This is a genomic window from Agrobacterium tumefaciens, assembly GCA_025560025.1.
Lineage (GTDB): Bacteria > Pseudomonadota > Alphaproteobacteria > Rhizobiales > Rhizobiaceae > Agrobacterium.
Window position 1 is genome coordinate 1061230 of the sequence record CP048486.1, and the last position, 26428, is coordinate 1087657.

The 26428-nt window shown below is 59.1% G+C and carries 24 protein-coding genes and 1 tRNA gene; 6 read left to right on the forward strand and 19 right to left on the reverse strand.

Annotated elements, in window-relative coordinates; genetic code table 11:
• Nucleotides 1-12 precede the first annotated feature (12 nt).
• Complete coding sequence (locus FY152_18840; GenBank protein UXS34206.1) at nt 13-816, reverse strand: ABC transporter permease; 804 nt, start codon at nt 814-816, stop codon at nt 13-15.
• The gene (locus FY152_18845) at nt 813-1745 is read right to left on the reverse strand and encodes an ABC transporter permease (GenBank protein ID UXS34207.1); all 933 of its coding nucleotides are present in this window, start codon (nt 1743-1745) and stop codon (nt 813-815) included. The genes FY152_18840 and FY152_18845 overlap by 4 nt, the downstream gene beginning before the upstream one ends.
• A gap of 431 nt (nt 1746-2176) precedes the next feature.
• On the opposite strand from FY152_18845, the gene FY152_18850 reads away from it, so the two are divergent.
• The gene (locus FY152_18850; GenBank protein ID UXS34208.1) at nt 2177-3379 is read left to right on the forward strand and encodes a pyridoxal phosphate-dependent aminotransferase; all 1203 of its coding nucleotides are present in this window, start codon (nt 2177-2179) and stop codon (nt 3377-3379) included.
• A 10-nt stretch (nt 3380-3389) separates the two neighbouring features.
• Nucleotides 3390-4082: an SDR family NAD(P)-dependent oxidoreductase gene (locus tag FY152_18855; protein ID UXS34209.1), complete on the forward strand. Its 693-nt coding sequence runs from the start codon at nt 3390-3392 to the stop codon at nt 4080-4082.
• A gap of 63 nt (nt 4083-4145) precedes the next feature.
• On the opposite strand, the gene FY152_18860 is transcribed toward FY152_18855, so the two are convergent.
• From FY152_18860 to FY152_18910, 11 genes are all read right to left on the reverse strand, one after another.
• Nucleotides 4146-5051, reverse strand: a complete 906-nt coding sequence (locus tag FY152_18860) for a LysR family transcriptional regulator (protein ID UXS34210.1) — start codon at nt 5049-5051, stop codon at nt 4146-4148.
• Between the two features lie 135 nt (nt 5052-5186).
• The gene (locus FY152_18865; GenBank protein ID UXS34211.1) at nt 5187-6689 is read right to left on the reverse strand and encodes a carbohydrate kinase; all 1503 of its coding nucleotides are present in this window, start codon (nt 6687-6689) and stop codon (nt 5187-5189) included.
• Nucleotides 6682-7524 (reverse strand): aldolase, encoded by an 843-nt coding sequence (locus FY152_18870; protein UXS35110.1) that lies wholly within the window; start codon nt 7522-7524, stop codon nt 6682-6684. The genes FY152_18865 and FY152_18870 overlap by 8 nt, the downstream gene beginning before the upstream one ends.
• Before the next feature lie 2 nt (nt 7525-7526).
• A complete protein-coding gene (locus FY152_18875; protein UXS34212.1) occupies nt 7527-9251 on the reverse strand; it encodes a glycerol-3-phosphate dehydrogenase/oxidase in 1725 nt (574 codons plus the stop codon).
• 121 nt (nt 9252-9372) lie between these two features.
• Complete coding sequence (locus tag FY152_18880) at nt 9373-10371, reverse strand: aldo/keto reductase (protein ID UXS34213.1); 999 nt, start codon at nt 10369-10371, stop codon at nt 9373-9375.
• Nucleotides 10368-11342, reverse strand: a complete 975-nt coding sequence (locus tag FY152_18885) for a sugar-binding transcriptional regulator (protein ID UXS34214.1) — start codon at nt 11340-11342, stop codon at nt 10368-10370. The genes FY152_18880 and FY152_18885 overlap by 4 nt, the downstream gene beginning before the upstream one ends.
• A 41-nt stretch (nt 11343-11383) precedes the next feature.
• Nucleotides 11384-12385, reverse strand: coding sequence for an ABC transporter permease (locus FY152_18890; GenBank protein UXS34215.1), 1002 nt, complete (start codon nt 12383-12385; stop codon nt 11384-11386).
• Nucleotides 12386-12397: 12 nt separating this feature from the next.
• Complete coding sequence (locus FY152_18895) at nt 12398-13918, reverse strand: sugar ABC transporter ATP-binding protein (protein ID UXS34216.1); 1521 nt, start codon at nt 13916-13918, stop codon at nt 12398-12400.
• Between the two features lie 69 nt (nt 13919-13987).
• Nucleotides 13988-15001, reverse strand: coding sequence for a sugar ABC transporter substrate-binding protein (locus tag FY152_18900; protein UXS34217.1), 1014 nt, complete (start codon nt 14999-15001; stop codon nt 13988-13990).
• Nucleotides 15002-15282: 281 nt separating this feature from the next.
• Nucleotides 15283-15357: transfer RNA gene (locus tag FY152_18905), tRNA-Val, on the reverse strand.
• Nucleotides 15358-15438: 81 nt separating this feature from the next.
• Complete coding sequence (locus FY152_18910) at nt 15439-15801, reverse strand: response regulator (GenBank protein ID UXS34218.1); 363 nt, start codon at nt 15799-15801, stop codon at nt 15439-15441.
• Between the two features lie 182 nt (nt 15802-15983).
• On the opposite strand from FY152_18910, the gene FY152_18915 reads away from it, so the two are divergent.
• Both FY152_18915 and hisN read left to right on the forward strand, forming a co-directional pair.
• Nucleotides 15984-16868 (forward strand): N-formylglutamate amidohydrolase, encoded by an 885-nt coding sequence (locus tag FY152_18915; GenBank protein UXS34219.1) that lies wholly within the window; start codon nt 15984-15986, stop codon nt 16866-16868.
• Between the two features lie 320 nt (nt 16869-17188).
• Nucleotides 17189-17965, forward strand: a complete 777-nt coding sequence (gene hisN, locus FY152_18920) for a histidinol-phosphatase (GenBank protein UXS34220.1) — start codon at nt 17189-17191, stop codon at nt 17963-17965.
• 22 nt (nt 17966-17987) lie between these two features.
• Here hisN and FY152_18925 read toward each other — a convergent pair whose 3' ends face one another.
• Entirely contained in the window at nt 17988-18929 is a 942-nt protein-coding gene (locus FY152_18925) for an alpha/beta hydrolase (protein ID UXS34221.1), read from the reverse strand.
• Nucleotides 18930-19319: 390 nt separating this feature from the next.
• Between FY152_18925 and FY152_18930 the strand changes: the two genes are divergently transcribed.
• Entirely contained in the window at nt 19320-19802 is a 483-nt protein-coding gene (locus FY152_18930; GenBank protein UXS34222.1) for an Hsp20 family protein, read from the forward strand.
• A 66-nt stretch (nt 19803-19868) separates the two neighbouring features.
• On the opposite strand, the gene FY152_18935 is transcribed toward FY152_18930, so the two are convergent.
• Nucleotides 19869-20888 carry a bile acid:sodium symporter gene (locus FY152_18935; protein UXS34223.1) on the reverse strand — a complete coding sequence of 340 codons (1020 nt, stop codon included), beginning with the start codon at nt 20886-20888 and terminating at the stop codon, nt 19869-19871.
• A 99-nt stretch (nt 20889-20987) separates the two neighbouring features.
• Here FY152_18935 and FY152_18940 point away from each other — a divergent pair, with 99 nt between their 5' ends.
• Entirely contained in the window at nt 20988-21848 is an 861-nt protein-coding gene (locus FY152_18940; protein UXS34224.1) for a LysR family transcriptional regulator, read from the forward strand.
• Nucleotides 21849-21854: 6 nt separating this feature from the next.
• Here FY152_18940 and glpK read toward each other — a convergent pair whose 3' ends face one another.
• The 4 genes from glpK to FY152_18960 form a co-directional block, all read right to left on the reverse strand.
• Nucleotides 21855-23354, reverse strand: coding sequence for a glycerol kinase GlpK (gene glpK / locus FY152_18945; GenBank protein ID UXS34225.1), 1500 nt, complete (start codon nt 23352-23354; stop codon nt 21855-21857).
• 69 nt (nt 23355-23423) lie between these two features.
• Nucleotides 23424-25145: a carbohydrate ABC transporter substrate-binding protein gene (locus FY152_18950; protein UXS34226.1), complete on the reverse strand. Its 1722-nt coding sequence runs from the start codon at nt 25143-25145 to the stop codon at nt 23424-23426.
• A 74-nt stretch (nt 25146-25219) separates the two neighbouring features.
• Complete coding sequence (locus FY152_18955; protein ID UXS34227.1) at nt 25220-25513, reverse strand: DUF2160 domain-containing protein; 294 nt, start codon at nt 25511-25513, stop codon at nt 25220-25222.
• A gap of 2 nt (nt 25514-25515) precedes the next feature.
• Nucleotides 25516-26427 (reverse strand): carbohydrate ABC transporter permease, encoded by a 912-nt coding sequence (locus tag FY152_18960; GenBank protein ID UXS34228.1) that lies wholly within the window; start codon nt 26425-26427, stop codon nt 25516-25518.
• Nucleotide 26428 lies beyond the last annotated feature (1 nt).

Here is a 26428-nt window from a genome sequence, read left to right on the forward strand (position 1 = left end):
CTTGTTGTTGATTTACATAGCCATTGCCCGGCGCAGACCCACCAGCCTGTCGAGGACGAGCACGACGGTCACCGCCAGAAGGATGATGATGGTGGACATGGTCGCGACCGAAGGATCGAAGACCGTGCCGATCTGGCGATAGAGAACGATGGGCACGGGCAGGTTTGCGGAATCTGCCAGCCACATCGAAACGGGATAATTGTCGAAAGAAACCATGAAGCAGAAGATCGAGCCGGAGGCGACGCCGGGCGCGATCTGCGGAAAGATCACCCGCGTGAAGGTTTTCCAGCGTGTAGCACCAAGCGTGCGCGCCGCCTCCTCGAGGCTGACATTAACGAGCTGAAGACTGGTCAGCACCGTGCGGATAACATAGGGCGACGTTACGACGGTGTGGGCGATCAGAAGCTTCAGCTTGGTATCCATCCAGCCATAACCGGAGAAAAGCTGCAGCAATGCAAGGCCGGTCACCAGCACGGGAAAGATCAGCGGCGAAAGCAGCAGCCCCTTCATCAACGAGCGGCCGATGAACTTTCCACGGGAGAGTGCGAAGGCTGCCGGAACGCCGAGCGCCAGTGACAGAATGGTGGTCGCCACCGCCAGTGCTGCACTGAAGGTGAGGCCAGCCGTGAATTCCTCATTCTGCATTACCGCCGCATACCAGCGGAAGGTGAAACCCTGTGGCGGGAAGGTGACGAAATAACTGTCGGAAAACGAGATGGCGACAACTAGGATGATAGGAGCCAGGATGAAGACCATCATGGCGGCGGTGATCGCGTAAAGGACGATGGCGGAAGTGCCGGTCAGCTTGTTGTTCATGACGCGCTTGCCTTGATACGACGCCCGCCGAGCAGCCGCATCGAGACGGCGTTGATCAGAATGACGATGAAAACGAGGATGGTGGCGATGGTGGCGCCGAACGGCCAGTCATAGACCGCGAGAACCTGCTGTTCGACCATGTTGCCGAGCATCTGCGAGCCGGGACCGCCGATCAGAGCGGGAATGACGTAGGATGCCGAGGCCAGAGAGAAGACCAGCGTGAAACCCGCTAACAGACCGGGAAGGCTGAGCGGGAAGGTAATCCGCAGGAACACTTTCCATGCCGGCGCGCCCAAAGTTCTGGCGGCCTGCTGCAGATTCGGATCGATCTTTCCGAGAGCCGAGGACAGCGGCAGTACCATCATCGGGAAGAAAATGTGCAGGGAGCCGATAACCACGGCGGCATCCGAAAACAGCAGCGTCATCGGACTGTCTATGATGCCAAGATTCATCAGCACGTAATTCAGAAGGCCGGTCGGACCGTTGCCAAGAATGAGCTGCCAGCCGTAAGCACGTACCACCACGCTAACGGCAAGCGGTGCAATCACGATCAACGTGATGATACGGGTCATGACGATATTGCCGCGCACGAGAACGGTCGCGACCGGATAGGCCAGTATCGCCGCAAGAACCGAGGTGATCAGGCTGATGCGGATCGTCGCCCAGAGGACCTTCTGGTAAAGATCCACCTCGAAAAACCTGACATAATGGGCAAGCGTGAAGGGGGAGCCGATCAGCCCCTGCGAATTCTGGGTCATGAGGCTGAAGCTCATCAGCCGAACCGCCGGCCAGAAGAAAAAGATCAGCAGAAAGATCAGCAGCGGCAGGATGAGGATGCCGGGCGAAAACAGCCGACGCTCGAGGGCCTTCCAGCCGGAAACTCCACGGCGTGGCGGGGCATGTGGTTCCATGATCGCAATATCCGACATCTATACTCCCGTCGCGTTGAATACGGCACGAGGCATCGCGTTGAGCCGAACGAGATCGTCCAGGCCCTATGACTAGAATTTGCTGGGTGTGCTCCCTGTCGAGGCATCCGGTCTTTTGCCGGCGCCTGTCGCATATTTCTGCATTTTCGCGCCGGTTACCTCTCTGGGTAATATTGCCCCGACGCGTCGTTCCCTTGTTGTTGCGCCAAGCTTAGGGGCTAAGCCGACGGGCTGCATAATATTTTATTCCTCTGAGGTCATCGCATACGCATATGGACTGCCCACCCCATTTTGGCGGCGATGCATCAAAATCCCGTATGACCTCACATCGAAGTCGTATTGGGGAAACAGCCGAAAATTCCCGTAACCTCCTTGTCATGCACTGGCGTCGCGACGATGCCTGTCTTCACCGTTACAATCGGAAATAATCCATGCCCACCATCGCCCAACGCCTTAACAACGTCACCGTGTCAGCTTCGCTCGCCATGACCCAGAAAGCCCGCGATCTCGCCGCTCAGGGCATCAAGGTCATCAGCCTGTCATCCGGCGAACCGGATTTCCCGACGCCTGCCCACGCGGTCGAGGCGGCGCATGCGGCGGCCCTTGCCGGCGACACGAAATATCCGCCCGCCGACGGAACGCCGGCGCTACGGGCCGCGATCCAGCGGAAGTTCAAGCGCGACAATAATCTCGATTACGATCCGAGCCAGATCCTGGTGGCGGGCGGCGGCAAGCAGATCATCTTCAACGCCATCATGGCCACCTGTGACCCGGGCGATGAGGTCGTCATTCCCGCGCCGTCGTGGATCAGCTATGCCGATATCGTGAAGTTCGCGGGCGCAGTGCCCGTGCCGGTGGTTTGCCCGGAGAATAACGGTTTCCGCCTGCGCGCTGAAGATCTCGAAGCCGCCATCACCCCGAAGACCAAGTGGCTGCTTTTCAACTTCCCCAACAACCCCACGGGCGCCGCCTGCTCGCGCGCGGAAATGAAGGAAATCGCCGAGGTCATGCTGCGGCATCCGCATGTCTGGATCATGACCGACGACATGTATGAGCACCTGATCTATGACGACTTCGAATTCTGCACCATCGCCGAAGTCGAGCCGCGCCTCTATGATCGTGTCCTGACAGTCAACGGTGCATCGAAGGCCTATGCCATGACCGGCTGGCGCCTCGGTTTCTGCGGCGGCCCGAAAGATCTCATCAAGGCCATCAGCAACGTCAATACCCAGAACAGCGGCGGCGTCGCGACCATCGTGCAGGCTGCCGCCGTCGCGGTTCTCGACGGCCCGCAAGATCTGCTGAAGGAGCGCGCCGATATCTACAAGACGCGTCGCGACTTCGTACTAGGCAAGCTGGCCGAGATCGACGGCCTTCGCTGCCACAAGCCCGAAGGCGCCTTCTATATCTTCCCGAATATTGCCGCGCTGATCGGCAAGACGACGAAGGGCGGCACGAAGATCGAGAACGATACCGATTTCGTCATGGCGCTTCTCGCCGAACATCACGTTGCGACAGTGCAGGGCGCGGCCTATGGCCTCAGCCCCTTCTTCCGGCTTTCCTATGCCACCAGCATGGAAAACCTTGCCGAAGGCTGCGCCCGCATCGCCGAATTCTGCAATGGAATGAAATAGGGAGAACAGCATGTTGGGAGGAAGTGGCCGTGTCATCATGGTTTCCGGCGCATCGCGGGGCCTTGGCCTTGCGATCGCCAAAAGGCTTCACGAAGCCGGGTTCACCGTCGCGGCGGGAGCGAGAAATCCGGCCGCCATTGCGGTGAAGGATCGGCTTTCGGCCGATCGCTACGATGCGGAAGAGGCTGGCTCGGCGGAGGCCTGGGTTGAGGCCGTTGCCACCAGATATGGCCGGATCGACGGGCTGGTGAATTGCGCCGGCATCAACCCCAAAGTCCGGGTCATGGATGCGGGTGAAGAAAGCCTCGACCAGATGTGGCGCATCAACGTCAAGGGTCCGCTGAGGGTAACCCGCGCCGCCATTCCCCATCTCGTAAAAACCGGACAGGGCAGGGTCATCAATGTCGCCTCACTGGCGGGACGCCGCGTGGGGTCGAATGTGGGTTATGCGATGACGAAATTCGCCGTCGTCGCCCTCACCCACGGCATCCGGCAGGAATTGTGGGACAGCGGCGTACGTGCCACCGCGCTTTGCCCCGGCTATATCGCAACCGATATGACCGTTGGCGAAACGGAAGTCAGCCGCGAGGATATGACCCAGCCGGACGATCTCGCCGAAATGGTCGAAACCCTGCTTCGCCTGCCGAACAACCTTTCGGTGGCCGAATTGCTGGTGAACTGCCGCAAGGAAGCAATGCTTTGATCTTTTCCACGCGCGGCACCGGGAAACGGTGCTGCGCGTGGCTTTAAAACCGGCCTGACCCTTTTATTTCAGGGTCTCCGCCAGTTGCAGCAATATCTCCTTCACGGCAAGCGCCGGCTCGGAGAGCGGCGTATTGTCCGATACGCAGAAGGACAAGGTTTCCTCAATCATCGGGCTGGCGATCTGCCTGACGACGATGTCCTCATTGGATTCCGCCACGATACGGTCGGCGATGGCCTTGGGCGTTATGGTCGCGCCAAGCCCGGCATCCACGCCGCGCGCTATGGTCCTGACCGATTCCAGCTCCGCCATCACGATCAGATCCTTGCGGCTGCGGGTAAAGGCGAGATTGATGGCGCGGCGCACGAAATTATAGGTCGGCGGCAGAAGGAACGGCAAAAACGCCAGATCGGCGACCGTGACCGGCGCATCGCCCGGTTCCACGCCGAAGCTGCGATGTACGACCAGCACGAATTCCTCACGAAATAGCGGCGTGAACTTGACCCCCCGGATCGGCCCGACGCCATGGATCAAACCCATTTCCAGACGGCCGTTCATAATCATCTGGCTATAGGGCTGGCTGACACTTTCCGTGATGTGCAGCAGAATGCCGGGATGAAGTCGCTTGGTTTCCTCCATGAGACGCAGCGAAAGCGTGGCGGCGCTGCTGAAGGGCGCAAGACCCACCGACACCTTGCCGGAAAGCACAGCGCCCGCTTCCAGAGCCTCCGCCTGCGCCTGCTCCATCTGCCGCAAAATGACCTGCGCATGCCTGTAGACGACCTTGCCGGCATCGGTCATGACAACGCCCTGCTGGCTTCGGGTCAAAAGTTTCTGGCGGAAATGCTCCTCGATACTCGCCAGCTGTTGGCTGAGCGCCGGCTGGGCAATATGCAGCACATCAGCCGCTCTTGTTATGCTACCCATGTCGACAATCGTGATAAACGATTTCAGGCGCCTGATATCCATCTGCTGTTGATCATCCCATTGCTGCTTGCAGGAATAAGATGCTCAATTTGCAGACAAAGTCCATCTTCCATTTCCCGCCCGGACTTCCAGCCGTGGCGCAGCTGATGCGCGCCACGGGGCCTTCTGGCGGAGCGACTATCGCTCCTGCAAACGCAGGTCGCTCCAGAAGCTGCGCAGCTGTTCGGTCAGCTGCGTATAAAGGCCATAGCGCCGCCGGTAATGCGTGATCTGGCCCGCATCCGGTTGATATGCATTGGCCACACGCGTCATCGCCGCGACTGCCTCTTCATAGTCGGGATAAAGACGGATCGCCACGGCCGCACCGATTGCCGCACCAAGCGCACCGGTCTCGCGGGCCTCCGCGACCCGCAGGGGAATTCCCAGAACATCCGCCATGATCTGCGGCCAGTGCTGGCTGCGGGAACCGCCGCCGGACATCACGGCACCCTCGACAGGCAGGCCCGCTTCACGCAGGACGCCGATGTGGCGACGGTGTTCGAAACATACCCCCTCGAACAGCGCTCGCAACATATGGCCTTCGCCGTGCCAGCCCGCGAGACCGTAAAATCCGCCGCGGAATTCCGCGCCCAGCCGCGAGCCGAAGATGAACGGGTGGAAGAACGGATCGTCGCCGCGTGGCGTGACGGAACCGACCTGCTCGTTGCAGCGCTCGAAGGCATGGTCGCCGTGGTCGGCCCGAACACGATGCACATACCATTCGAGATTGGCTGCGGACGTGGCGCTGGATTCGATATTGACATAGCGGTTGCGGCCGAAGGTCGTGACCATGAAGACATCGGGGCTGACAACCGGCTTATCCGCGAAAACCTGATTGATGCTCCAGGTGCCAGCGATGATGGAAGCTTCCCCGGCATTGATGACACCCGACCCCATGGCGCTGGAGACGACATCGAAGAAACCGCCGATAACGGGCGTGCCTTGAGAAAGCCCCGTCAGACCCGAAGCCTCAGCTGTTACATGGCCGACGATATCCGCCGATTCCACGAGGCGTGGGAAAAAATCGACCGCATCGTCAAGCCCGTAGAGCGCCAGAAGTTCCCGGTCGAGCTTCGCTTCGGGGAAGGCAAGCAACCCCGCACCGCTGAGATCGGAAATATCATTCGCGAGGCACCCCGTCAGGCGGAAGTTGACGAAGTCCTTGCAGAACAGCACCGTTCCGGTCTGCGCATATATGTCTGGCGCATGTCGTTTTACCCAGGCAAGCAGGCTGGGCGTTTGTGCTGGCCATGGCCGCTGCAGGCAACGGGCCTGCAATTGCGCTCCGCTTTTTCGGTCAAGCTCGGCCGCCACATCGGCGGCGCGGCTGTCGAGCGACTGGATGCCGATCAGAGGCTGCTGCCCCTTGTCCAGGAGATAGAGACCGTTGCCATGGCCGGCGCAGCCGACCGCAAGGATGCTTGCGGGGTCGACGGAGGATTTCGCCAGAAGCTCACGGATTGCCTCGCATCCATTGCGCCATAATTCCTCAAGATCGCGCTCGACATAGCCGGGCTGCGGAAATGTGGAATGGCCGTCAATGGCGTGTTGCGCAACCTGCCGGCCCGCCGTGTCGAACAACACGGCCTTGATCACCGTATTGCCGACATCCAGACCCAATATGTGATTTTTATCAGCCACGATTATAGATGTCCCATGCTTCCTCACCGCCCGCACCCTGGTGGATGATGGCCATCAAGGCCGCAACGACGGCCTTCGGATTGTCATGCTGATAGATGTTGCGTCCATAAACCATTCCGTTCGCACCCTCGGCCATCAGCGCCGCCGATTTCGCCAGCACGTTGCGCAAATCCTCACGCCCTCCGCCCCGCACCAGCACCGGGCAGCGCGCCGCCTCGATCACGCGGTGAAAATCATGCGGGTTGCTGGTCGGGTCGGCCTTGATGATATCGGCTCCCATTTCCGAAGCAAGACGCACCAGCGTGACGATCTTTTCAGCATCGCCATCCACCTGATACCCGCCGCGCACATCATTGGGCAGCATCACCAGCGGCTCGATCATCAGCGGCATGCCGAAACGATGGCAATCGGCCCGCACGCGGCTGATATTTTCGACACATTGGCGAAACAGCTCCGGCTCGTCAGGCAGCATGAACAGATTAACGACAACGCAGGTGGCATCCATCTCCAGCGCACCGATGATCGGATCGTGATAATTCTGAAGCTGCGACCACATGGTTCTGTGGCGCGTGGAATTGTAAGGGTTACCCATGTCGATGCGCATGACGAGCGCCGGCTTGTCCCGCTCCGGCCTCTGCTGCAGCAGATCCGCCTGGCCGTAAACCATCTGGATGGCGTCGGGACCGGCCTCCACCAGCCTGTCGACGGTCTGCGCCATATCTTCCAGCCCGACGAGGAAGCTCGGTTCGTTGCAAACCCCGTGATCGATGGCCACATCCAGGCATCCGCCATTGCGGAACAGCCGGTTCATGCGCGCCTTTTTCGAAATCCGCATCATCATGCATTCTCCTTGCATCTGTGTTGAAGCATTGCCGGCGTGACGCCGTAAAAGGTCTCCAGCTCATCAATGAGCCGCTGCCGTTCCGCCGCCGCTTGGCTCGGCGTCCAGCCCAACTCGCGCACCGCAACATTCAGGATCGCATCGATCAGATCGGCATCTATGACGCCGGTGATGGCAAGCGTCGTGCGTCGCAGGATGAGGTCGGTCAGGTGCCGGACATGTTCGGAGCGGATCAACCAGACCAGCTCGGCGGCCGTGATTGGCAGATTTTCGCAAAGCGGTGCATCATCCGGGCGGGCCCGGCAAAAGCCCATCAATTCGAGTGCGCGTGAACCATAGGCCAACGCCAGATGCTCAGCCCTATCCCTCCCGATTGAAAACTCCTCCACCAGCAGGGCCGGCAGGCGTCCCGCCCCGGTGGGGAAATTCCTGCCGCCGCCGATAGGGCGGTCCATCGTGTCGGCCCGCCGCTTGCGTCCGAGAAAGGCCAGAACATCGTCGGTCACCTGTTCACCAAAGGCCCTGAAGGTCGTCCACTTGCCGCCGATCATGCAGAATTGCGGCGGATCGCCCGCAACGCGGTGGACGAAATGGCTGCGGGAAATTCTTCCGGTAAAGGCGGCATCACTGCGCGGTAGCGGGCGTATGCCGCTGAAACTGAAGACGATGTCGGAATGGTCGACAGTAATCCGCGGAAAGACCTGACGGATCGCCTCGAGAATGTAATCTCGCTCCTCGGGCTCGCATCGCACCCGCTCGGGACGCTCCACCTTTATGTCGGTGGAGCCGGCCAGAACCCGGCCGAGATAGGGAAAAAGGATACAGACGCGGTTGTCGGCATTCTCGAAAAAGATCATATGGCCGTTCAGGGCCTTGAGAAGCGCCTCATTGGCGATGATCAGATGCGATCCCTTGGTTCCAGAAACGGTCGGTTTTGCCTTCTCCGCCGCCGGGGCGGCGGTCAGCGCACCAATCGTCTCATCGATCCAGGCGCCGGTCGCATTGACGATGACCCTTGGCCGGATCGACAGGGTTTCGTCCATTCCCTCAATCCGAAGTCGATATTCACCATCAAGACGGACAAGCTCGGCATAGTTTAGCGCAATACTTTGTGGCGCATCGGCGCAAGTGTCGATCAGAAGCTCCAGCGCAAGCCGTTCGGGCTGGCTGATCCAGGCATCGTAATAAGTTGCCGAATATCTGATCCCCGGGGTTAGACCCGGCCAACGCTCCAGCGTCTTGCCCGCGCTGCGAAACTCATGGCGAGGCAGGATGCGGTTTTTGCGGGTAACGAAGTCATAGAGCATGAGGCCCGCCTTGATGGCGAGCGCCCCCCGGCTGGCCGGTTTGCCGCCGGAGCCGGCAAAGGTTGCCGCCGCGTTGAACAGGCCGCTGAAAGTCGAAAAAATCGGAATTGTCGTCGGCAGCGGATGAACCATATGCGGCGCAAGCCTCAGAAGTGCATCTCGCTCCCGCAACGATTCCGCAACGAGGCCGAATTCACCGTTTTCGAGATAACGCAGGCCGCCATGGATCATGCGCGAGGGTGCGGCGCTGCAACCGGAGGAGAAATCGTTACGCTCGACCAGCAGCACCCGCAGCCCCTGCAAGGCAAGATCACGATAGGCGGCAATTCCGTTGATGCCGCCGCCGATGACGACGGCGTCGAAATCACCGTCGAGCCGGATACGGCGCAGAGCGTCCTCGCGAAAACTGGGCATAGAAATACCGTTCGCCGGCTGATGACCAGCGTCCCAATGTTGTTGACCGTTTAAAGCGACAGGAGAGACGGGAGGCGAAAAATTATCTTGTCTTCGCGAGGCCCCGTCTCAGCGACATGATTTAAGTATCGAGCCCGACAAGATGCTCGGCGACACCGGCGCTGATGAGAGCCAGTTCACCCTCAGTAAGTCGCAGGCGGGCCGCAGCGGCGTTTTCAACCGCCTGAGCCGGATCGCGCGCACCGCACAGCGAGAAGGTGATGCCAGGCTGGGCAATCGTCCAGGCAATCACCACCTGCGCTATCGACGCCGCATGCGCTTCGGCCACGGGTTGCAGCGACCGCATCAGCCGCGCGATCTTCTCGCGGTTCGCCTGGCTGAAGCGCGGATTGCCGTGGCGCTGGTCATCCTCCGCAAAGACCCGCTCAGGCCCAACCTTGCCCGACAGGAGACCAAGCGCGAGGGACGAATAACTCAAAACCGAGACAGCATTCCTTCGGCAAAGCGGCAGCAGGGTCGTCTCGATATCCCGCTTCACCATGGAATATTCTTCCTGAATGGCATCAAGCGCGCCGGTGGCGATATAGGCCTCAAGATCGCCGGGCGAGACATTGCTTGCCCCGATGGAGCGGATTTTCCCCTCCTCCTTCAGCCGCACCAGAGCTCCAACCGTTTCGGCAATCGGCGTCGTGGCGTCTTGCCAATGGGTGACGTAGTGATCGATATAGTCGGTTCCGAGCCGTTTCAGACTTTCTTCGACCTCATAACGGATAGAGGCAGGACCAAGATAACGGTGAACGGGTTTACCATCCTGATGGAAGAAATAAGCGCCCTCGTTCACGTGCCAGACGAGGCCGCATTTGGTGACCAGCACCACCTTGTCGCGCCTGCCGGCAATCGCCTTGCCGACAATGGTTTCTGCGAGCCCCATGCCATAGGCCGGCGCGGTGTCGATCAGGGAAATGCCGGCATCAATCGAGGCCTGAATGGCGGCGATGGATTGCCGCTCGTCGGTGCCGCCCCACATCCAGCCGCCGATGGCCCAGGTGCCCAGCCCCACGGCAGATGCGCCAATGCCGCTGCCGCCGATTGTCCGGGTCAATATTGCATTGTCCGTCACGAAGTTTCCCCTTCTTCCTGATCCAGTAAATAACCGGCGATCGCCTCGTCCACGACGAGCGAGGTCAGATAGCGGCCGGCAAGCGTGGCCGCCACCGGCCCGGCCTTGATGGCGCCTGCCGCCACGCCGATGATGTTCGGGCACCGGGCGAGTTGCCCGGGGTCCAGCGCCACCACGCGCGAATTGAGATCGATACGCGCCAGTTGCCCGTCCGCCATGGTGAGATGGGCAAGAAATTCGCCGGCAATACCAGCATCCACCAGCGCCTGCCCGCCACGGGCCGCATCCGGCAGAAGATCGTAATAGCCGGAACCGGGCGCTTCCACCGAACCGATGCCGACCAGCGCCACCTGCGCCTGCCGCGCCAAGTCGAATACCTCACGGATCGATGCGACATTCATCAGCAGATCACGCTGTTCCTCGTCCTCGGCAAACAATGGCGCATGAACGAGCGATGCGCTGCCGCCCAGCTTTTCTGCCAGTTGCGTGGCGAGATGATTGACATCCGTATAGTGCTTGCCCTGCACACCGCCGGTCAGCGGCACCACCCGCACATCGAAACGGCGCTCCGCCTCCAGATTGTCGACAACGGCACTCACCGCCTTGCCGCCGGTAATCGCGATCACATCGCCGTCACGAATAGTCTCCAGCAAGTGGTTGGCGGCTACCCGACCCACCATCTGCAAGGCGGTTTCCGGATTATCGGAGACTGTTGGCGTCACCACCGACTGCCTGAGGCCGAAACGCTGGGTGATCTCGTTTTCAAGGTCCACCAGCCGCTGATAGGGGCTGGCGATGGTGATTTTCACCATGCCCGCCTTACGGCCGGCCGCAATCATGCGGTTGACCTTGGTATGGGAAAGATTGAGCCGCTCGGCGATTTCCGACTGCTTCACACCCTCGATGAAATGCAGCACCAGGACGGAATATATCTGTCGCTGCTGATCGAAATCGTCCTTGATGTCCAGCATGATCGTCTTTCTCCAGTTACCCATCGCCACTCAACGGGCGTTCAGCGGCGACGCTTGACCAGATAGTGGTCGAACAGAACCGCAGTCAGCAATATGCTGCCCCTGATGATGTCCTGCCAGTAGACAGACACATTGAGCAAGGCAAGCGAACTGGAAACGACCGAAAGAAGGATCGCACCGAGGATCGCGCCCAGAATGGTGCCTGAACCGCCCGAGAGGCTGGCGCCGCCGATGACCGCAGCCGCAATCACGTTGAGTTCCATGCCGATGCCGAAGCTCGGCTGGGCGGAGCCGAAGCGCGCCATGTATATGACGCCCGCAACGCCTGCCAGCATCGAACAAAGCGTGGTGGTGGCAAAGACGACCCGGCCGACGCGAATGCCGGAATAGGCCGCGGCCTTGGGATTGCTGCCGGTATAGAACACCTTGCGGAATGCCGTCGTTCGGCGCAACAGGAGATCGAAGGAAACGACAACCACCGCGAATATGATCAGCACCAGCGGAATGCCGCCAAGCGCGCCCTGGCCGATGAACTTGAATTCCGGCGGCAGCGAGTAGAGGCCGAGCGGGCGGCCGCCCGTTGCCAGCAGGCAAACGCCGCGCGCAATCACCATAACGCCAAGCGACACGATGAAATGATGCAGGCCGACAACCGTTGTCAGAAATCCCATGGCCATGCCCACCAATGTCGTCAGGCAGATCGCCAGCCCAGCCGCGACCCAGGGATCAACACCGTTGAGGAAAAGCCAGCCAGCCGCCACCATGGCAAGCGCCGTGACGGAGCCGACGGAAAGATCGATGCCGCCCGAGATCAGCAGGATCGTCATGCCGACAACGACGATGCTTTCGATGGCGAAGACCATGGCCATGGCCCGCAGATTGTCCACGGTCAGAAAATACGGCGATATGAACGACATCACTGCAAAAAGCGCGAGGATGATGACGATGAGCCCGGTTTCCCGAGCCTTGAGCGCGGGTTCCCACCAGCCGGTACGGCGAACCGCCGTTTCAGCTATGCCCGAAGGTGTTTCCGATGTTGCCATTTTCCCGCTCCCTCAGGCCCCGACAGGGCTCTCTGCAATATTGATCGATGCAAGCTGCATGATCTTTTCTTCCGTCATGTCCTCACCCTCCACCTCACCGGTGATGCGCCCCTCGCGCACGACCAGCACGCGGTCGCTGACGCCGATGAGTTCCGGCAGTTCCGAGGATATGACGACCACGCCCACGCCCTCACGCGCCAGTTCCCGGATCTGCCGATGGATTTCGGCTTTGGCGCCCACATCCACACCGCGTGTCGGCTCGTCCAGAAAGATGACCTCGGGTTCCACCGACAGCATCTTGGCCAGCGCCACCTTCTGCTGGTTGCCACCGCTCAGGGTCGATACCGCGTCGCCAACGCTGTTCGCCCGCAATTTCAGCCGCCGTCCCAGCTCATCGGCACGCTTCATCTCCTTGCGACGCTCAATGAAGCCCATGCCATTCGATATCCTGCCGATATCGAGTGCGGAGACATTCGCGGCGATGGACATATTGAGGAACAAGCCGTCGCCCTTGCGATCCTCGGAGAGATAGACGAGCCCCTCGCGAATGCTGTCACGATAGTCTTTCAGCTTCAGCGGCCGCCCCCGCAGCGTAACCTCGCCTTTCGGTTTTCCCTCCAGCCGGCAGACCGCCCGGGCGATCTCGCTTCGGCCCGCACCGATGAGGCCGGCAAGCCCCAGGATTTCGCCCCGACGCAGATCGAAATCGACATCGAAAACACGCTTTCCTTCATTCAAACCCCGAACCGAAAGAATGACCTCGTCTGATTTTTCATCTTCCGCGAGCTTGGGCGGATAGAGCTTGTCGAGAACACGCCCCACCATGCTGTTGACGACCTCCTCCGGGGAAATCTCTGCGATATTCGCCGTCTTGATGTGGCAACCGTCGCGCATCACCGTAATGCGGTCGCAATGTTCGAAAATTTCCGCCATCCGGTGCGAGATATAGATGATGGCAATCCCGCGCTCAGCCAGCCGGTGCATGATCCTGAAAAGGGTCTGGGCCTCGGTTTCGGTCAGGGCCGCCGTTGGCTCATCGAGGATCAGGATACGGCAATCCAGCGTCAGCGCCTTGGCGATCTCGACGATCTGCTGTTGCGAAATCGACAGATCGCCGGCGCGGCTGGCAGGGTCGATGTCGCCGATTTCCTTGAGGATGGTTGCCGCCCGCCTGGCAAGGTCACGATAGTTCATGAACCAGGAACGGCTTTGACCGGTCTCCGACATGAACATGTTTTCAGCAACTGAAATCTCCGGGCAGAGCGCAATCTCCTGATGCACGAAACCGATACCAAGCCGGTTCGCCGCATTGGGTGAGGCTATCCGCACCGGTTTGCCGTCCAGCAGTATTTCGCCACCGTCAGGCTGCAGAATACCATCGATAATATGCATCAGCGTCGACTTGCCGGCGCCGTTTTCACCCGCCAGCGCATGGATCTCGCCGCGCCGCAGCTCAAGTGCGGCACTGCGCAACGCCCGCACGGGGCCGAACGCCTTATGAATATTCGTCATGTTGAGGATGACCTCGCCCATAACGCCCTCCCGAAGCTGCTTCCCCTTTGGCCGGCGAGGCTTAAACCTCGCCGGTTTCAGGGCGGCGCGTCAGCGCCCCTTCATATAGTTATTGAGATCAAAGGAAGCGGCGTTCGCCTTGGTTATCACGGCGAAACCATTGTCCATCGACGGAACCTGCATCGGGTTGAAACCGGACACCTTGTAGTCGTTGAACGGGTCGATCAGGTCCGAATGGGCACCCAGAAAGGTGTTCATGAAACCCATGAAGCCCTGAACGCCCTGATTGGGATTGATGGACATGTAGATATTGCCCTGCTTGATGTGCTCCAGCGTGGCCGGGGTGATATCAGCATGCAGGATCAGGACCTTCTTCTTCGCCTCAAGGACGGCCGCCGTCGCACCTTCGGCCGAACCTGCCTCGGGAATCCACAGAGCGCCGAGATTGGGATTGGCCTGCAACAGGGCGCCGACCGCCTGATAGGCGAGGTTCGAATCCTGATTGGTTGCCTGGCGGCCGACCAGCTTCATCTGCGGATAGGTGCGGCCCATATAGTCGATGAGGGCAGTGACGCGCAGATCGTGATTGCTTTGTCCCGGATTTTCCAGAACGGCATATTCACCTTTTTCGCCGAGCTTCTTGACGATTTCGTCAGCCGCAAATTTCGCCTCGGCGACATTGTCCGAGGTAATATAAGCGGTGCGCTTCGACTTCGGCGAATCCGCCGCAAAAGTCGTGACCGATACGCCGGAGCCGATCGCCTTGTTGATAGGCTCGATAAAGGGATCGGCCTGCATCGGATGCAGCAGAATGCCCTTCGGCTTTTTCACCAGCTCCTGCTCGAAGGAGGCAATCTGCTTCGTGATGTCATATTCGGGCGTGCCGGTGAAAACCGCCTCGCAGCCCAGAGCCTTCGCAGCCTGCTTGAACCCCTCGAAGACCGGCACCCAATAGGGATGGCTGGAAACCATGACGTTCATCACATAGGTTTCACCCGGCTCGCAGGCGAATTTGCCCGCAGCGGCGGCCGGAGAACCGGCAGCAGCAGAAATCGCCACGGCAAAAACACCCGCAGCAACGGTCGATTTCAGAAAAGCCAACATATTCCCCTCCCAAGGACAATGACTTAATCCGCAATAAATTTTGAGTGGTGTAATTTATTGCATGTGACTTGAGATATCTGGAAACCAAACGCTCGTCAATGCATGTGAATTTTATTTTTGATGGTGAAATTTATTGCGCGCATTAAAGGTGGAGGAGGTTGCCGCCAAGATAAACCATCCTTCGGGGGGTTCGAAAAGGGCAGGGAGAACTTTGACCAAACACTGGCTGGAAACGAGAAAAGGGTTTCTGATTGCTCAGAAACCCTTTTCAAAAATTCGGATGGTGGGCGTGACAGGGATTGAACCTGTGACCCCTACGATGTCAACGTAGTGCTCTCCCGCTGAGCTACACGCCCTCCGTGGCGGCGGATAGACCACAAAACCGGTTCATGCGTCAACTGCTTTTTTTCGGTTTTATGAAGGTTTTTTGAGACCCCTTACGCCACAAGGAGTTTGTTCACCTCATCCACCAGATCGCGCAGATGGAAAGGCTTGGAAAGCACCTTGGCGTCCTTCGGAGCCTTCGAATCGGCGTTCAAGGCGACGGCTGCAAAGCCGGTGATGAACATGACTTTCAGGTCGGGATCGAGTTCGGTCGCACGGCGGGCCAGTTCGATACCATCCATTTCAGGCATGACGATATCGGTCAGCAACAGCGAAAAGGGCTCCTCGCGAAGCCGGTCGTAGGCGCTGGCGCCATTGTCGAAGGAAGAAACCTTATAACCGGCTTTTTCCAGCGCCTTGACGAGGAAGCGGCGCATATCGTTGTCGTCTTCAGCAAGAAGAATTTTCTGATTCATCGTTAAGTGACCGTAACTGCTCAATGTTTGGAATACCCTAGCCCGATTATAGGATTTTCACGGTAAATATCCTGTGAAGACGAGAATCGGTATAGCGCTATATGGGCGATAGTATGGACTTGCCGCACTGTAACTGGCAACATGATCATCCTGATTGTTTGCGACATGGTAAATGGGTCTGAATGGACTGGGTAACGGGTGAATATGAGCTGTTCGAAGTAACGGAACCTGCCGTTCAAACCCTGCCATTCGTCTATAATTCACCCCATAGCGGCCGCTGTTACCCCATCTCCTTCCTGGAATCGGCACGGCTTGATTCGCACGAGATCCGGCGCTCGGAAGATCACTTCGTCGACGAGCTGTTCGCCGCAGCGCCCGAAATCGGCGCGCCGCTTTTGAAGGCGAATTTTCCCCGCGCCTATCTCGACGTCAATCGCGAGCCCTACGAGCTTGATCCGCGCATGTTCGAAGGCACCCTGCCGCCCTATGCCAATATAGGTTCCATGCGGGTGGCCGGCGGCCTCGGAACGGTGCCACGCATCGTCGCCGAGAACATGGACATCTATGCCCACCGCCTGCCGGTGGATGAGGCGCTGTCGCGTATCGAGACGATCTACAAACCCTACCACGCCTGCCTGCGCAGGCTTCTTTCCCGCACCCATGCCAATTTCGGCATGGCGGTCCTGATCGATTGCCATTCCATGCCGGGCAATATCCGCGTCGCGGGCTCGAACCTGCGGCCGGACGTGATTATCGGCGACCGTTACGGCACCAGCGCTTCCCAGGAAGTCTCCCGCGCCGCCCTGCATTTTCTCGAGGAGCTGGGTTTCGTTGCGGTCTGCAACAAGCCCTATGCCGGCGGCTTCATCACCGAACATTACGGGCGGCCGATCCGCTCCCTCCATGCTTTGCAGATCGAGGTCAACCGGGCGCTTTATGTCGATGAAAAGACGCTTTCGAAGAAAGCCGATTTTCCAGCCATTCAGGCATCGCTTGAAATCTTCATGCGCCAGCTTGGCGTCTTCGTTTCGGATTATGCGATCGAGACCTCGCTCGCCGCCGAATAACGCCGAATTCCCCCGATAGTTCATACGCTTATTCCAGATTTCCTGGCCGCGCGCCGGGCAAAAAAAACCGCGCCTTGGCGCGGTCAAGTCTAGGGAGGAAACACCCAAGGAGGGTATTTACAGTCAAAGACTGTAGCTTGACGTTATGCATTGAATGCACAATTGTCAATCAATTTATTTCATGCATATTTTTTAGGCTTATGCCGAAAATATGGAAACCTCTACTCCGGCAACCGTACGAGTGGACGGCGGATGTGATTCCAGTCTATGCATCTTGCCATACAGTCCAGGCCCCAATGATTCAGGCAATGAGGTTCCATATGCTGCCCGACCGGGATTTCTTCTTCAAACTTGCCGATGCAGCCAGCGCTGAAACGCTTCCCCGCTTCCGCACGGGCATTGCCGTCACCAACAAGCAGGATGGCGGCTATGATCCGGTAACGGAAGGCGATCAGGCTGCTGAAAGCGCCATTCGCGCCCTGATCGAGGCGCACTTTCCGCAGCATGGCATTCTTGGTGAAGAACATGGCAATGTCGGTCTCGACCGCGAGCATATCTGGGTTATCGACCCCATTGACGGCACACGCGCCTTCATTTCCGGCGTGCCTGTCTGGGGCACGCTGATCGGCTTCCAGTCGGCCGGCCGCGCCACGATGGGCGTTATGGACCAGCCCTTCACGAAAGAACGTTATTTTGCCGATGGTCAAGCGGCCTGGTATTTCGGCCCCGATGGCGAGCGCAGGATCCGCACGCGCGAATGCACTTCGCTGTCGGATGCGGTGCTGTTCACCACCACGCCCCATATCTTCACCGCAGAAGAAAAGCCATTTTATGAAAAGGTGGAAGAACAGGTCCGCCTGTTCCGTTATGGCGTGGATTGTTACGCCTATTGCCTGCTCGCTGCCGGTCATGTCGATCTGGTGATCGAGTCCGGTCTGAAGCCCTATGATGTCGGCGCGCTCATTCCGGTGGTCGAACAGGCTGGCGGCGTCATGACCACCTGGGATGGCGGGCGTCCGGAAGATGGCGGCCGCATTCTAGCCGCGGGCTCCAAAGCCGTGCACGAACAGGCACTCGCCATTCTCTCGAAACTATAAATCGTTTCGTGTCGGCGGCCATTCACTCCGGCGCAAAAAAGGCGTCGATGGCCGCCAGCGCCTGTTTACGGAAAACGTCGCGCTCATGCAGCAATTCGTGGCGCGCGCCGGTTATGGGAAGAAGCTGCGCCGCCCGGAAGTTGCGCGACAGTTCCTCCTGCGCCTTATAGGGCGTGATCGTATCCAGCATCGGCGCGAGAATAAGGGTCGGAATGGTTATGTTTGTCAGGTGGTCCTGGCGGGTTACCCGCGCCATGGCCTTCAAGGCTTCATAGACCCAACGCGCCGTCGGCGCACCAATGAACAATTCCGGAAACTGCCGATGCAGCGAAAGATTCCTGGCAAAACGTCTGGCGTCGGAAGTCAGCGGGTTACCGTCGAAATCCCGTTCGCGCTGGTCCTTACCGAGCTGAACCCTTCCAAGGCCGACGAGACTTAGGGCCGTCGAAACCAGCCGGATGACAGACGACGGAACGGATTGCTGACTGTCCAGCTCGATGAATGGCGAACAAAGCGCCAGGCGGTCGATCCGGTTCGACAGACGGGGTGCGGCGGCAAGTGCTGCAAGCGCGCCGGTGGAATGGGCGATCATGAAGAATGGCAGACGCGTATCCGGCAACACCACCTGCTCGAGAAAAAGGCTGATATCCCGCTGGTAGTCGGAGAACCGCCGGACATGCCCCGCACCCGGCTTCTTCAGCAGCCTTTCGGAACCGCCCTGCCCGCGCGTGTCAAAGGTCGCGACCCAGAACCCCATGGCTGTCAGATCGTTGATCGTTTCGAAGTATTTTTCGATACATTCGTTCCGGCCATGCAGCAGAACGACGGTTCCACGGGCAATGTGCCGGCTGGCGCGGAAGATCGCATATCGAAGCTGTTTGCCGCGATCGCCGGTAAAATAACCGACGGTATGGTTGCCGGGAACCGGGTTGTCTTCGCTTTCGCGCAATGTGGCTTCGATCATCGGTCTTTTCCGGCTTTTCTGCCCTCTCGGGATAGGTCGACGGCAAGCGAAGGTCAAAGAAAAAATTGCCGGAACCGTCGGTTAAAGCAGTCGCGGTTCCGGCCAGTAAGACAGAAGAAGAAGGGACGTTATTGCTTCTGTCCACGGAGAATGTCTCCGATGACTGAAGTTTTATGGCTCTCAAACTGAACGATGCCGGAACCTGACGTTCAGCCATGGTTCATCTTGCCATTCGCCTTTTCGCCCTCGCCGCACCCCCCTTGACGTGGCGACGGGCCATTCCCATCTCATTCATGCGGTCGCCAGAACGGGACCGCGCCATATGTCCGGCCGTCGCCAGAACGGGACGCCGGGCTTAACCGCAAACAGTCGCTTCATAAGGAGGACACCATGCGTCACGTCGATTTTTCCCCCCTTTACCGCTCCACCGTCGGTTTCGACCGTCTCTTCTCGATGCTCGACGGCCTCGGACAACCCGAACAGGCCCAGTCTTATCCGCCCTACAATATCGAGCGGACCGGCGAGAATACCTATCGCATCACCATGGCTGTTGCCGGTTTCGATGAAACCGAACTAAGCATCGAATCCCGCGCCAATACGCTGACGGTGAAGGCCGAGAAGGCCGCAGATGAGAAATCATCCGAAGGTGAGTTCCTGTATCGCGGCATTGCCACACGCGCTTTCGAACGACGCTTCCAGCTGGCCGACCACGTCGAAGTCCAGACCGCTTCCTTAAAGAACGGCCTGCTTCACATCGATCTCGTCCGCAACATTCCGGAAGCCATGAAACCGCGCCGCATCGCGATCTCGTCCGACAGCGCCGATGCGCCGAAGACGATCGAAGCACAGATCACGCCGGCCCAGGTCAACTAAGCCGATCCGGATATCAAACGAACGGCCCCGTCATGGGGCCGTTTTTATTTGATGAAAATTCACCCTTCAGCGGGTGGAGACGACCGCGCCTTCTGCAGCCGCCGCCTCCGATATGGCCGCTTTTTCATGGGCCTTTCGGGCATAACGCTGGGCCAGCACCGCGCAGACCATCAGCTGAATCTGGTGGAAAAGCATGATCGGCAGGACGATTGCGCCAATGCTCTGGCCGGCGAAAATCGCGCCCGCCATGGGCACGCCGCTGGCGAGGCTCTTTTTCGAGCCGCAGAAGGTGATGGTGATTTCATCCGCCTTGTCGAAACCGAGCGCGCGGCTGCCGAACATCGTGACACAGAGAACAAGCGCCAGAAGCACGATGTTGATGACGATGACCACGCCGATATCACGCAGGGAAAACGTCTGCCAGATGCCTTCGATGACGGCGTCCGAGAAGGCAAGATAGACTACCATCAGGATGGAACCGCGATCGACAGGGGACAGCAACTTCTTGCGCGCCCTGATCCAGTCGCCGATCCACGGCTGCAGCACCTGACCGGCGATGAACGGCAACAGAAGTTGCAGGAAGATCTGCAGGAAAGCATCCAGCGAGAATCCGCCGCCATGGCCGCCCACCGTAAACAGCAGGCCGACCAGCAGCGGGGTCAGGAACATGCCGAAAATATTCGATGCGGAAGCCGAACAGATCGCAGCCGGCACGTTTCCTCCAGCCATGGAGGTGAAAGCGATGGAAGATTGCACGGTGGATGGCAGAACGCAGAGAAACAGCACACCCATATAGAGCGGCGCAGGCAGAATATTTTCGGGAATGAAACCGATCGCCACGCCGAGCAGCGGGAAAAGGCCGAAGGTGACGAGCAGGATCGCCAGATGCAGGCGCCAGTGCAGGATACCGGCAATCACCACATCCCGCGAAAGCCGGGCGCCGTGCAGAAAGAACAGCAATGCGATCGCCAGCTTCGTCGCAAGCCCGAAATAGTCCGCAGGCTCTCCGCTGATGGGCAGAAACGAGGCCAAAATCACGGTGGCAACCAGCATCATTGTGAAGCGGTCGGGCAGGAAGCGGGTCATGGGAAGTCTTTCCGGCATCGGTTTTGCTTGAAACGCGCGTTACTATCGCTCATCATGAATTTGGATGCAAAGATTAACAGTTATCGCGATTCCAGATAAATGCTGAACCTTCAACATCTTGCCAGCTTCGTCATGCTTCAGCAAACCGGCAGCTTCACGCTGGCTGCTGAACGGCTGGGCATTGGCCAATCCACTGTCAGCCAACATATTCAAAGGCTTGAGGCCACACTTGGCCGCCGGCTGATCGCGCGCAGCACCCATCAGGTAAGGTTGACGGGTGAAGGTGAGGCGCTGCTCGGTTATGCCCGCAACATGCTGGAAATCGACAGCAAGGTGTCCTCACTGTTCAGCGAGAACCGCCTGCGCGGGCGCTTAAGGCTCGGCGTTTCCGAGGATTTCGTCGCCAGTCGGCTGACCGCCATTCTGGAAGAATTCATCCGCCTTTATCCTTTGGTGGATCTGGAACTGACGGTTTCGCTGAGCGGCGTGCTTTACCAGATGCAGGATAATGGCGAGCTGGACGTCGTGCTCGCCAAACGCCGGCTCGGCGACAAGCTTGGGCATTTTCTCTACCGCGAACCGCTGGTCTGGCTGGCCCGCGACCCGGAGCGGATGCTGAGCCAGCCCGACGCCCTGCCGCTGATCGCCTTTCCACCACCGAGCATTACCAGAAAGGCGGCGCAGGAAGCACTCGACCGGGCCGGTCTTGCTTGGCGCATCGTCTGTACCTGTGGCAGTCTCAGTGGATTGACCGCTGCCGCAAGGGCGGGCATGGGCATTCTGGTGCAACCGCGCAGCATGGCGCCCGCCGGTCTCAAGGAGATTGCGGCGGATGTGCTGCCGGCGCTCGAAGACGTTGAATTCGTGCTTCAGCCCAGCAAGGGCACCGACACGAAACTGGTGCGCGCCCTTTCCGATCTCGTTTCCAGCAAGAGCATCGCACCGGGCAGTTTCGTGTAAATTCTGTCAGCCATCCCGCCGCGAAAGGCAGCGACCGACACTATCCCGCCAGCCGGCGATGGCATTTTTTCGTTCTGTCTCGTCCATATCGGGATTGAAACGGCGGTCGCGTTTCCAATGGGCGGCGAAGGCTTCACGATCCGGCCAGATACCGGCGCGTGAGGCAGCGAGCCAGGCCGCACCCAGAATGGTGGTTTCCAGAAAGACAGGCCGGTCCACCGGTGCGGCGAGAACATCGGCCAGCCGCTGCATGGTCCAGTCGGAGGCGACCATACCGCCATCGACCCTCAGCACCGTCTTGCCATTGTCGCCCGCCCAGTCCTTGCGCATGGCGTCCAGCAGATCAAAAGTCTGATAGGCAACGCTTTCCAGCGCCGCACGCGCAAATTCCGCAGGTCCGGTGCCACGCGTCAGGCCGAAAATCGCGCCCCGCGCCTCTGCATCCCAATAGGGAGCGCCGAGGCCGGTGAAAGCCGGCACCAGATAGACCCGCTGCTTGGGATCGGCTTTTTCGGCAAGCGCGCTGACTTCGGAGGCGACCGAAATGAAGCCCAGCTCGTCACGCAGCCATTGTACCGCGGCACCCGCAATAAAGATTGAGCCTTCAAGCGCATAGGTCGTCACCCCATCGAGACGATAGGCAATTGTCGTGAGCAGCCGATTAGTCGAAGTCACCCGGTCGGTTCCGGTGTTAAGAAGCGCAAAACAGCCGGTGCCGTAGGTCGATTTCATCATGCCCGGTTCGAAGCAGGCATTACCGATCACGGCCGCCTGCTGGTCGCCCGCCACACCGAGGATCGGGATTTCCGCGCCCAGAAGCGACTTGTCCGTCACGCCGAAATCGGCGGCGCAATCCAGCACCTCCGGCAGCATGGCGCGAGGAATATCGAGGATGGACAGCAGCTCGTCATCCCAGGCATTGTCTTCGATATTGTAGATCAGCGTTCGCGAGGCGTTGGTCGCGTCGGTCACATGGTGACGACCGCCGGTGAGGCGATAGATCAGGAAACTATCGACCGTGCCAAAGCAGATTTCGCCCTTCACGGCTTTTTCGCGAAGGCCGCTGACGCTATCCAGAAGCCATTTGAGCTTGGTGCCGGAAAAATACGGGTCGAGCAGCAGGCCGGTCTTTTTCGAAAAAAGCGGCTCCAGCCCCTGTCGTTTCAGATCTTCGCAAATGGGCGCAGCGCGGCGATCCTGCCAGACCACCGCCCGGTGCACGGCCTCGCCGGTGTTACGGTCCCAGAGCACCGTCGTTTCACGCTGGTTGGTGATGCCGATCGCTTCGATGTCGGAAGCGGCGATGCCGGCATCGGCGAGCGCCAGCCGGATGGTTTCGAGCACGCTTTTCCAGATATCCTCTGCATCGTGTTCCACCCAGCCGGAGGCCGGGAAATGCTGCGGAAATTCTCGCTGTCCGACACCGATGACCCGCATGTCGCGATCAAAGACCATCGACCGTGTCGATGTCGTTCCCTGATCGATCGCCAGAATATAACCGCCCATTATGTCACTCCCTTTCAAACGCAATGACCGGGGCGGCTTGCCGCCCCGGTTTAAGATTTCATGCAGAGATTACTTCTGCCAGCTTTTGACCAGTTCGTCGTAATTGACGGTGACCGGCTTTTCCTTTTCGTTGGCAATCTTCAGCTGCGGCGCCAGATTGCCCTTCGAAACAGCGTCCTTGTTCCAGTAGTCGATATCGTGTTCTTCCGCCAGTTTCGGACCGATATCGCCCTGCACGCCGGCACGCTCGATACGGGCCATGACTTTTTCCTGTTCGGCGCAGAGCGAGTCCATCGCGGCCTGAGCGGTCTTCGCACCGGACGACGCATCGCCGATTGCCTGCCACCACAGCTGTGCCAGCTTCGGATAATCAGGAACGTTGGTGCCGGTCGGAGACCATTGCACGCGGGCCGGCGAACGATAGAACTCAATCAGACCGCCGAGCTTGGCGGCACGGTCCGTGAAGCTCTGGTGATGGATAGTGCTGTCACGAATGAAGGTGAGACCCACATGGCTCTTCTTCACATCGACCGTCTTCGAGGTCACGAACTGCGCATAGAGCCACGCGGCCTTGGCGCGGTCGTCGGGGGTGGATTTCATCAGCGTCCACGAACCCACATCCTGATAACCGAGCTTCATGCCGTCCTTCCAGTAGACGCCATGCGGGGAAGGCGCGACGCGCCATTTCGGCGAACCGTCTTCGTTCACGACAGGCAGGCCGGGCTTGGCCATATCGGCGGTGAAGGCCGTGTACCAGAAGATCTGCTGGGCGATGTTACCCTGTGCCGGCACCGGTCCGGATTCGGAGAAGGTCATGCCCTGCGCTTCCGGCGGCGCATATTTCTTCAGCCATTCGAGATATTTCTCGATGGAATAGACTGAAGCCGGACCGTTGGTATCACCACCGCGCGCCACGCAGGAGCCGACCGGCTGCGACTTTTCGTTGACCTTGATGCCCCATTCATCGACCGGCAGGCCGTTCGGCAGGCCCTTGTCGCCGTTACCCGCCATGGAAAGCCAGGCATCGGTGAAGCGCCAGCCGAGTGACGGGTCCTTCTTGCCGTAGTCCATATGGCCAAAGACCTTCTTGCCGCCGACATCGCGGCCGGTGAAGAATTCGGCAATATCCTCATAGGCCGACCAGTTGACCGGAACACCGAGGTCATAACCGTATTTGGCCTTGAAATCGGCCTTGTTCTTGTCGTCGTTGAACCAGTCGTAACGGAACCAGTAGAGGTTCGCGAACTGCTGGTCGGGAAGCTGGTAGAGCTTCTTGTCCGGCGCCGTTGTAAAGGCGCTGCCGATGAAATCCTTGAGGTCGAGGCCGGGATTGGTGACGTCCTTGCCCTCATTGGCCATGAAATCGGTCAAGTTGCGCACCTGCTGGTAGCGCCAATGCGTGCCGATAAGGTCGCTGTCATTCACCCAGCCGTCATAGAGGTTCTGGCCGGTCTGCATCTGAGTCTGGATTTTTTCGACGACGTCACCTTCCTGGATGATGTCGTGTGTGACCTTGATGCCGGTAATGGCGGTAAAGGCCGGAGCCAGAACCTTCGATTCATATTCATGTGTGGTCAGGGATTCGGAAACCACCTTGATTTCCATGCCTGAAAAGGGTTTTGCCGCATCGACAAACCATTGCAGCTCCTTTTCCTGCTCCGCACGGGAAAGGGACGACATGTCGCCGATTTCCTTGTCCAGAAACTGCTTTCCTTCCTCCATTCCGGCAAAAGCGGAACCCGTCATTGCCAGCAGCATGGCTGCCGTCGTCGTCATCAGATGCCGTCGCATATCAGTCCTCCCAAGGGTTGCGATTGCATGAAGTCTGCGGGTGCGGTTTTCCTCCGCCGCACCTTTTTCCTGCTCTAGACAAAACGGAAAACGCCGATGGCGTAGACCGCGGACAGAGCGAGAGCCCACCACAGGTTCGGGCCGACCAGCCCGAGCCATGCGAGATGAATGAAGGCGCTGCCGAGCAGCGAGATGAACAGCCTGTCGCCGCGCGTCGTCTCGAAGCGCAACAGGCCGAAGCGGGGATTGCCGCCGGGCGAGAGACGTTCCCAGAACCACATGCCGACCAGCAGCACGGCGATGGCACCGAAAAAGGCAGCCGTCTGCCAGGTCCACGCCATCCAGGTAAAATCGGGCATCTTCGTCATGGTCAAACCCTCCCCAGCGCGAAGCCCTTGGCGATGTAATTGCGCACAAACCAGATAACCAGCGCGCCCGGTATCAGGGTCAGCACACCGGCAGCGGCAAGCAGACCCCAGTCCATGCCGGCGGCGGAAACGGTGCGTGTCATCGTCGCGGCAATCGGTTTTGCATCCGTGGTCGTCAGCGTGCGGGCGATCAGCAGCTCGACCCACGAGAACATGAAGCTGAAGAAGCAGGCGACACCGATGCCGGAGGCGATGAGCGGCATGAAAATCTTCACGAAAAATTTCGGGAAGGAATAGCCGTCAATATAAGCGGTCTCATCGATTTCCTTCGGCACGCCGGACATGAAACCTTCGAGGATCCACACCGCCAGCGGCACGTTGAACAGGCAATGCGCCAGCGCCACGGCGATATGCGTGTCGATAAGCCCGAAAGCCGAATAGAGCTGGAAGAAGGGCAGCGCGAAAACGGCGGGCGGCGCCATGCGGTTGGTCAGCAGCCAGAAGAACAGGTGCTTGTCACCGAGAAAACGGTAACGCGAGAAGGCATAGGCCGCCGGAAGCGCTGCGGCAACCGATATCACCATGTTCATAACGACGTAGATGATCGAGTTGATGTAACCCGAGTACCAGGAGGAATCGGTAAAGATCGTCCGGTAGTTCTGAAGCGTCGGCTGGTGCGGATAAAGCGTCATGGACGACACGATTTCCGCATTCGTCTTGAAGCTCATATTGATGAGCCAGTAGATCGGCACCAGCAGAAGGATGATATAGATCGTCGGCACCAGCCAGGAAAAGCGCGATGGTCCGTGACGGCGGCGCGAGCGTGCGGCAATGCCTGATAATCCCGCCGAGGCGGCTTTTACCGGCGAATTTCCCATCCGTTCCATGCCTGTGGTGACATCAGAGGCGCTCATG

Excerpts from the sequence above, each read along its gene's own strand:
- FY152_18890 (UXS34215.1), bottom strand. The coding sequence starts at position 12,385 with ATGGCAACATCGGAAACACCTTCGGGCATAGCTGAAACGGCGGTTCGC.
- FY152_18935 (UXS34223.1), bottom strand. The coding sequence starts at position 20,888 with ATGACCCGCTTCCTGCCCGACCGCTTCACAATGATGCTGGTTGCCACC.
- FY152_18930 (UXS34222.1), top strand. The coding sequence starts at position 19,320 with ATGCGTCACGTCGATTTTTCCCCCCTTTACCGCTCCACCGTCGGTTTC.
- FY152_18895 (UXS34216.1), bottom strand. The coding sequence starts at position 13,918 with ATGGGCGAGGTCATCCTCAACATGACGAATATTCATAAGGCGTTCGGC.
- FY152_18850 (UXS34208.1), top strand. The coding sequence starts at position 2,177 with ATGCCCACCATCGCCCAACGCCTTAACAACGTCACCGTGTCAGCTTCG.
- FY152_18925 (UXS34221.1), bottom strand. The coding sequence starts at position 18,929 with ATGATCGAAGCCACATTGCGCGAAAGCGAAGACAACCCGGTTCCCGGC.
- FY152_18845 (UXS34207.1), bottom strand. The coding sequence starts at position 1,745 with ATGTCGGATATTGCGATCATGGAACCACATGCCCCGCCACGCCGTGGA.
- FY152_18855 (UXS34209.1), top strand. The coding sequence starts at position 3,390 with ATGTTGGGAGGAAGTGGCCGTGTCATCATGGTTTCCGGCGCATCGCGG.
- FY152_18955 (UXS34227.1), bottom strand. The coding sequence starts at position 25,513 with ATGACGAAGATGCCCGATTTTACCTGGATGGCGTGGACCTGGCAGACG.
- FY152_18900 (UXS34217.1), bottom strand. The coding sequence starts at position 15,001 with ATGTTGGCTTTTCTGAAATCGACCGTTGCTGCGGGTGTTTTTGCCGTG.
- hisN (UXS34220.1), top strand. The coding sequence starts at position 17,189 with ATGCTGCCCGACCGGGATTTCTTCTTCAAACTTGCCGATGCAGCCAGC.
- FY152_18915 (UXS34219.1), top strand. The coding sequence starts at position 15,984 with ATGGACTGGGTAACGGGTGAATATGAGCTGTTCGAAGTAACGGAACCT.
- FY152_18840 (UXS34206.1), bottom strand. The coding sequence starts at position 816 with ATGAACAACAAGCTGACCGGCACTTCCGCCATCGTCCTTTACGCGATC.
- FY152_18910 (UXS34218.1), bottom strand. The coding sequence starts at position 15,801 with ATGAATCAGAAAATTCTTCTTGCTGAAGACGACAACGATATGCGCCGC.
- FY152_18885 (UXS34214.1), bottom strand. The coding sequence starts at position 11,342 with ATGCTGGACATCAAGGACGATTTCGATCAGCAGCGACAGATATATTCC.
- glpK (UXS34225.1), bottom strand. The coding sequence starts at position 23,354 with ATGGGCGGTTATATTCTGGCGATCGATCAGGGAACGACATCGACACGG.
- FY152_18875 (UXS34212.1), bottom strand. The coding sequence starts at position 9,251 with ATGCCCAGTTTTCGCGAGGACGCTCTGCGCCGTATCCGGCTCGACGGT.
- FY152_18950 (UXS34226.1), bottom strand. The coding sequence starts at position 25,145 with ATGCGACGGCATCTGATGACGACGACGGCAGCCATGCTGCTGGCAATG.
- FY152_18940 (UXS34224.1), top strand. The coding sequence starts at position 20,988 with ATGCTGAACCTTCAACATCTTGCCAGCTTCGTCATGCTTCAGCAAACC.
- FY152_18870 (UXS35110.1), bottom strand. The coding sequence starts at position 7,524 with ATGCGGATTTCGAAAAAGGCGCGCATGAACCGGCTGTTCCGCAATGGC.
- FY152_18860 (UXS34210.1), bottom strand. The coding sequence starts at position 5,051 with ATGGATATCAGGCGCCTGAAATCGTTTATCACGATTGTCGACATGGGT.
- FY152_18960 (UXS34228.1), bottom strand. The coding sequence starts at position 26,427 with ATGAGCGCCTCTGATGTCACCACAGGCATGGAACGGATGGGAAATTCG.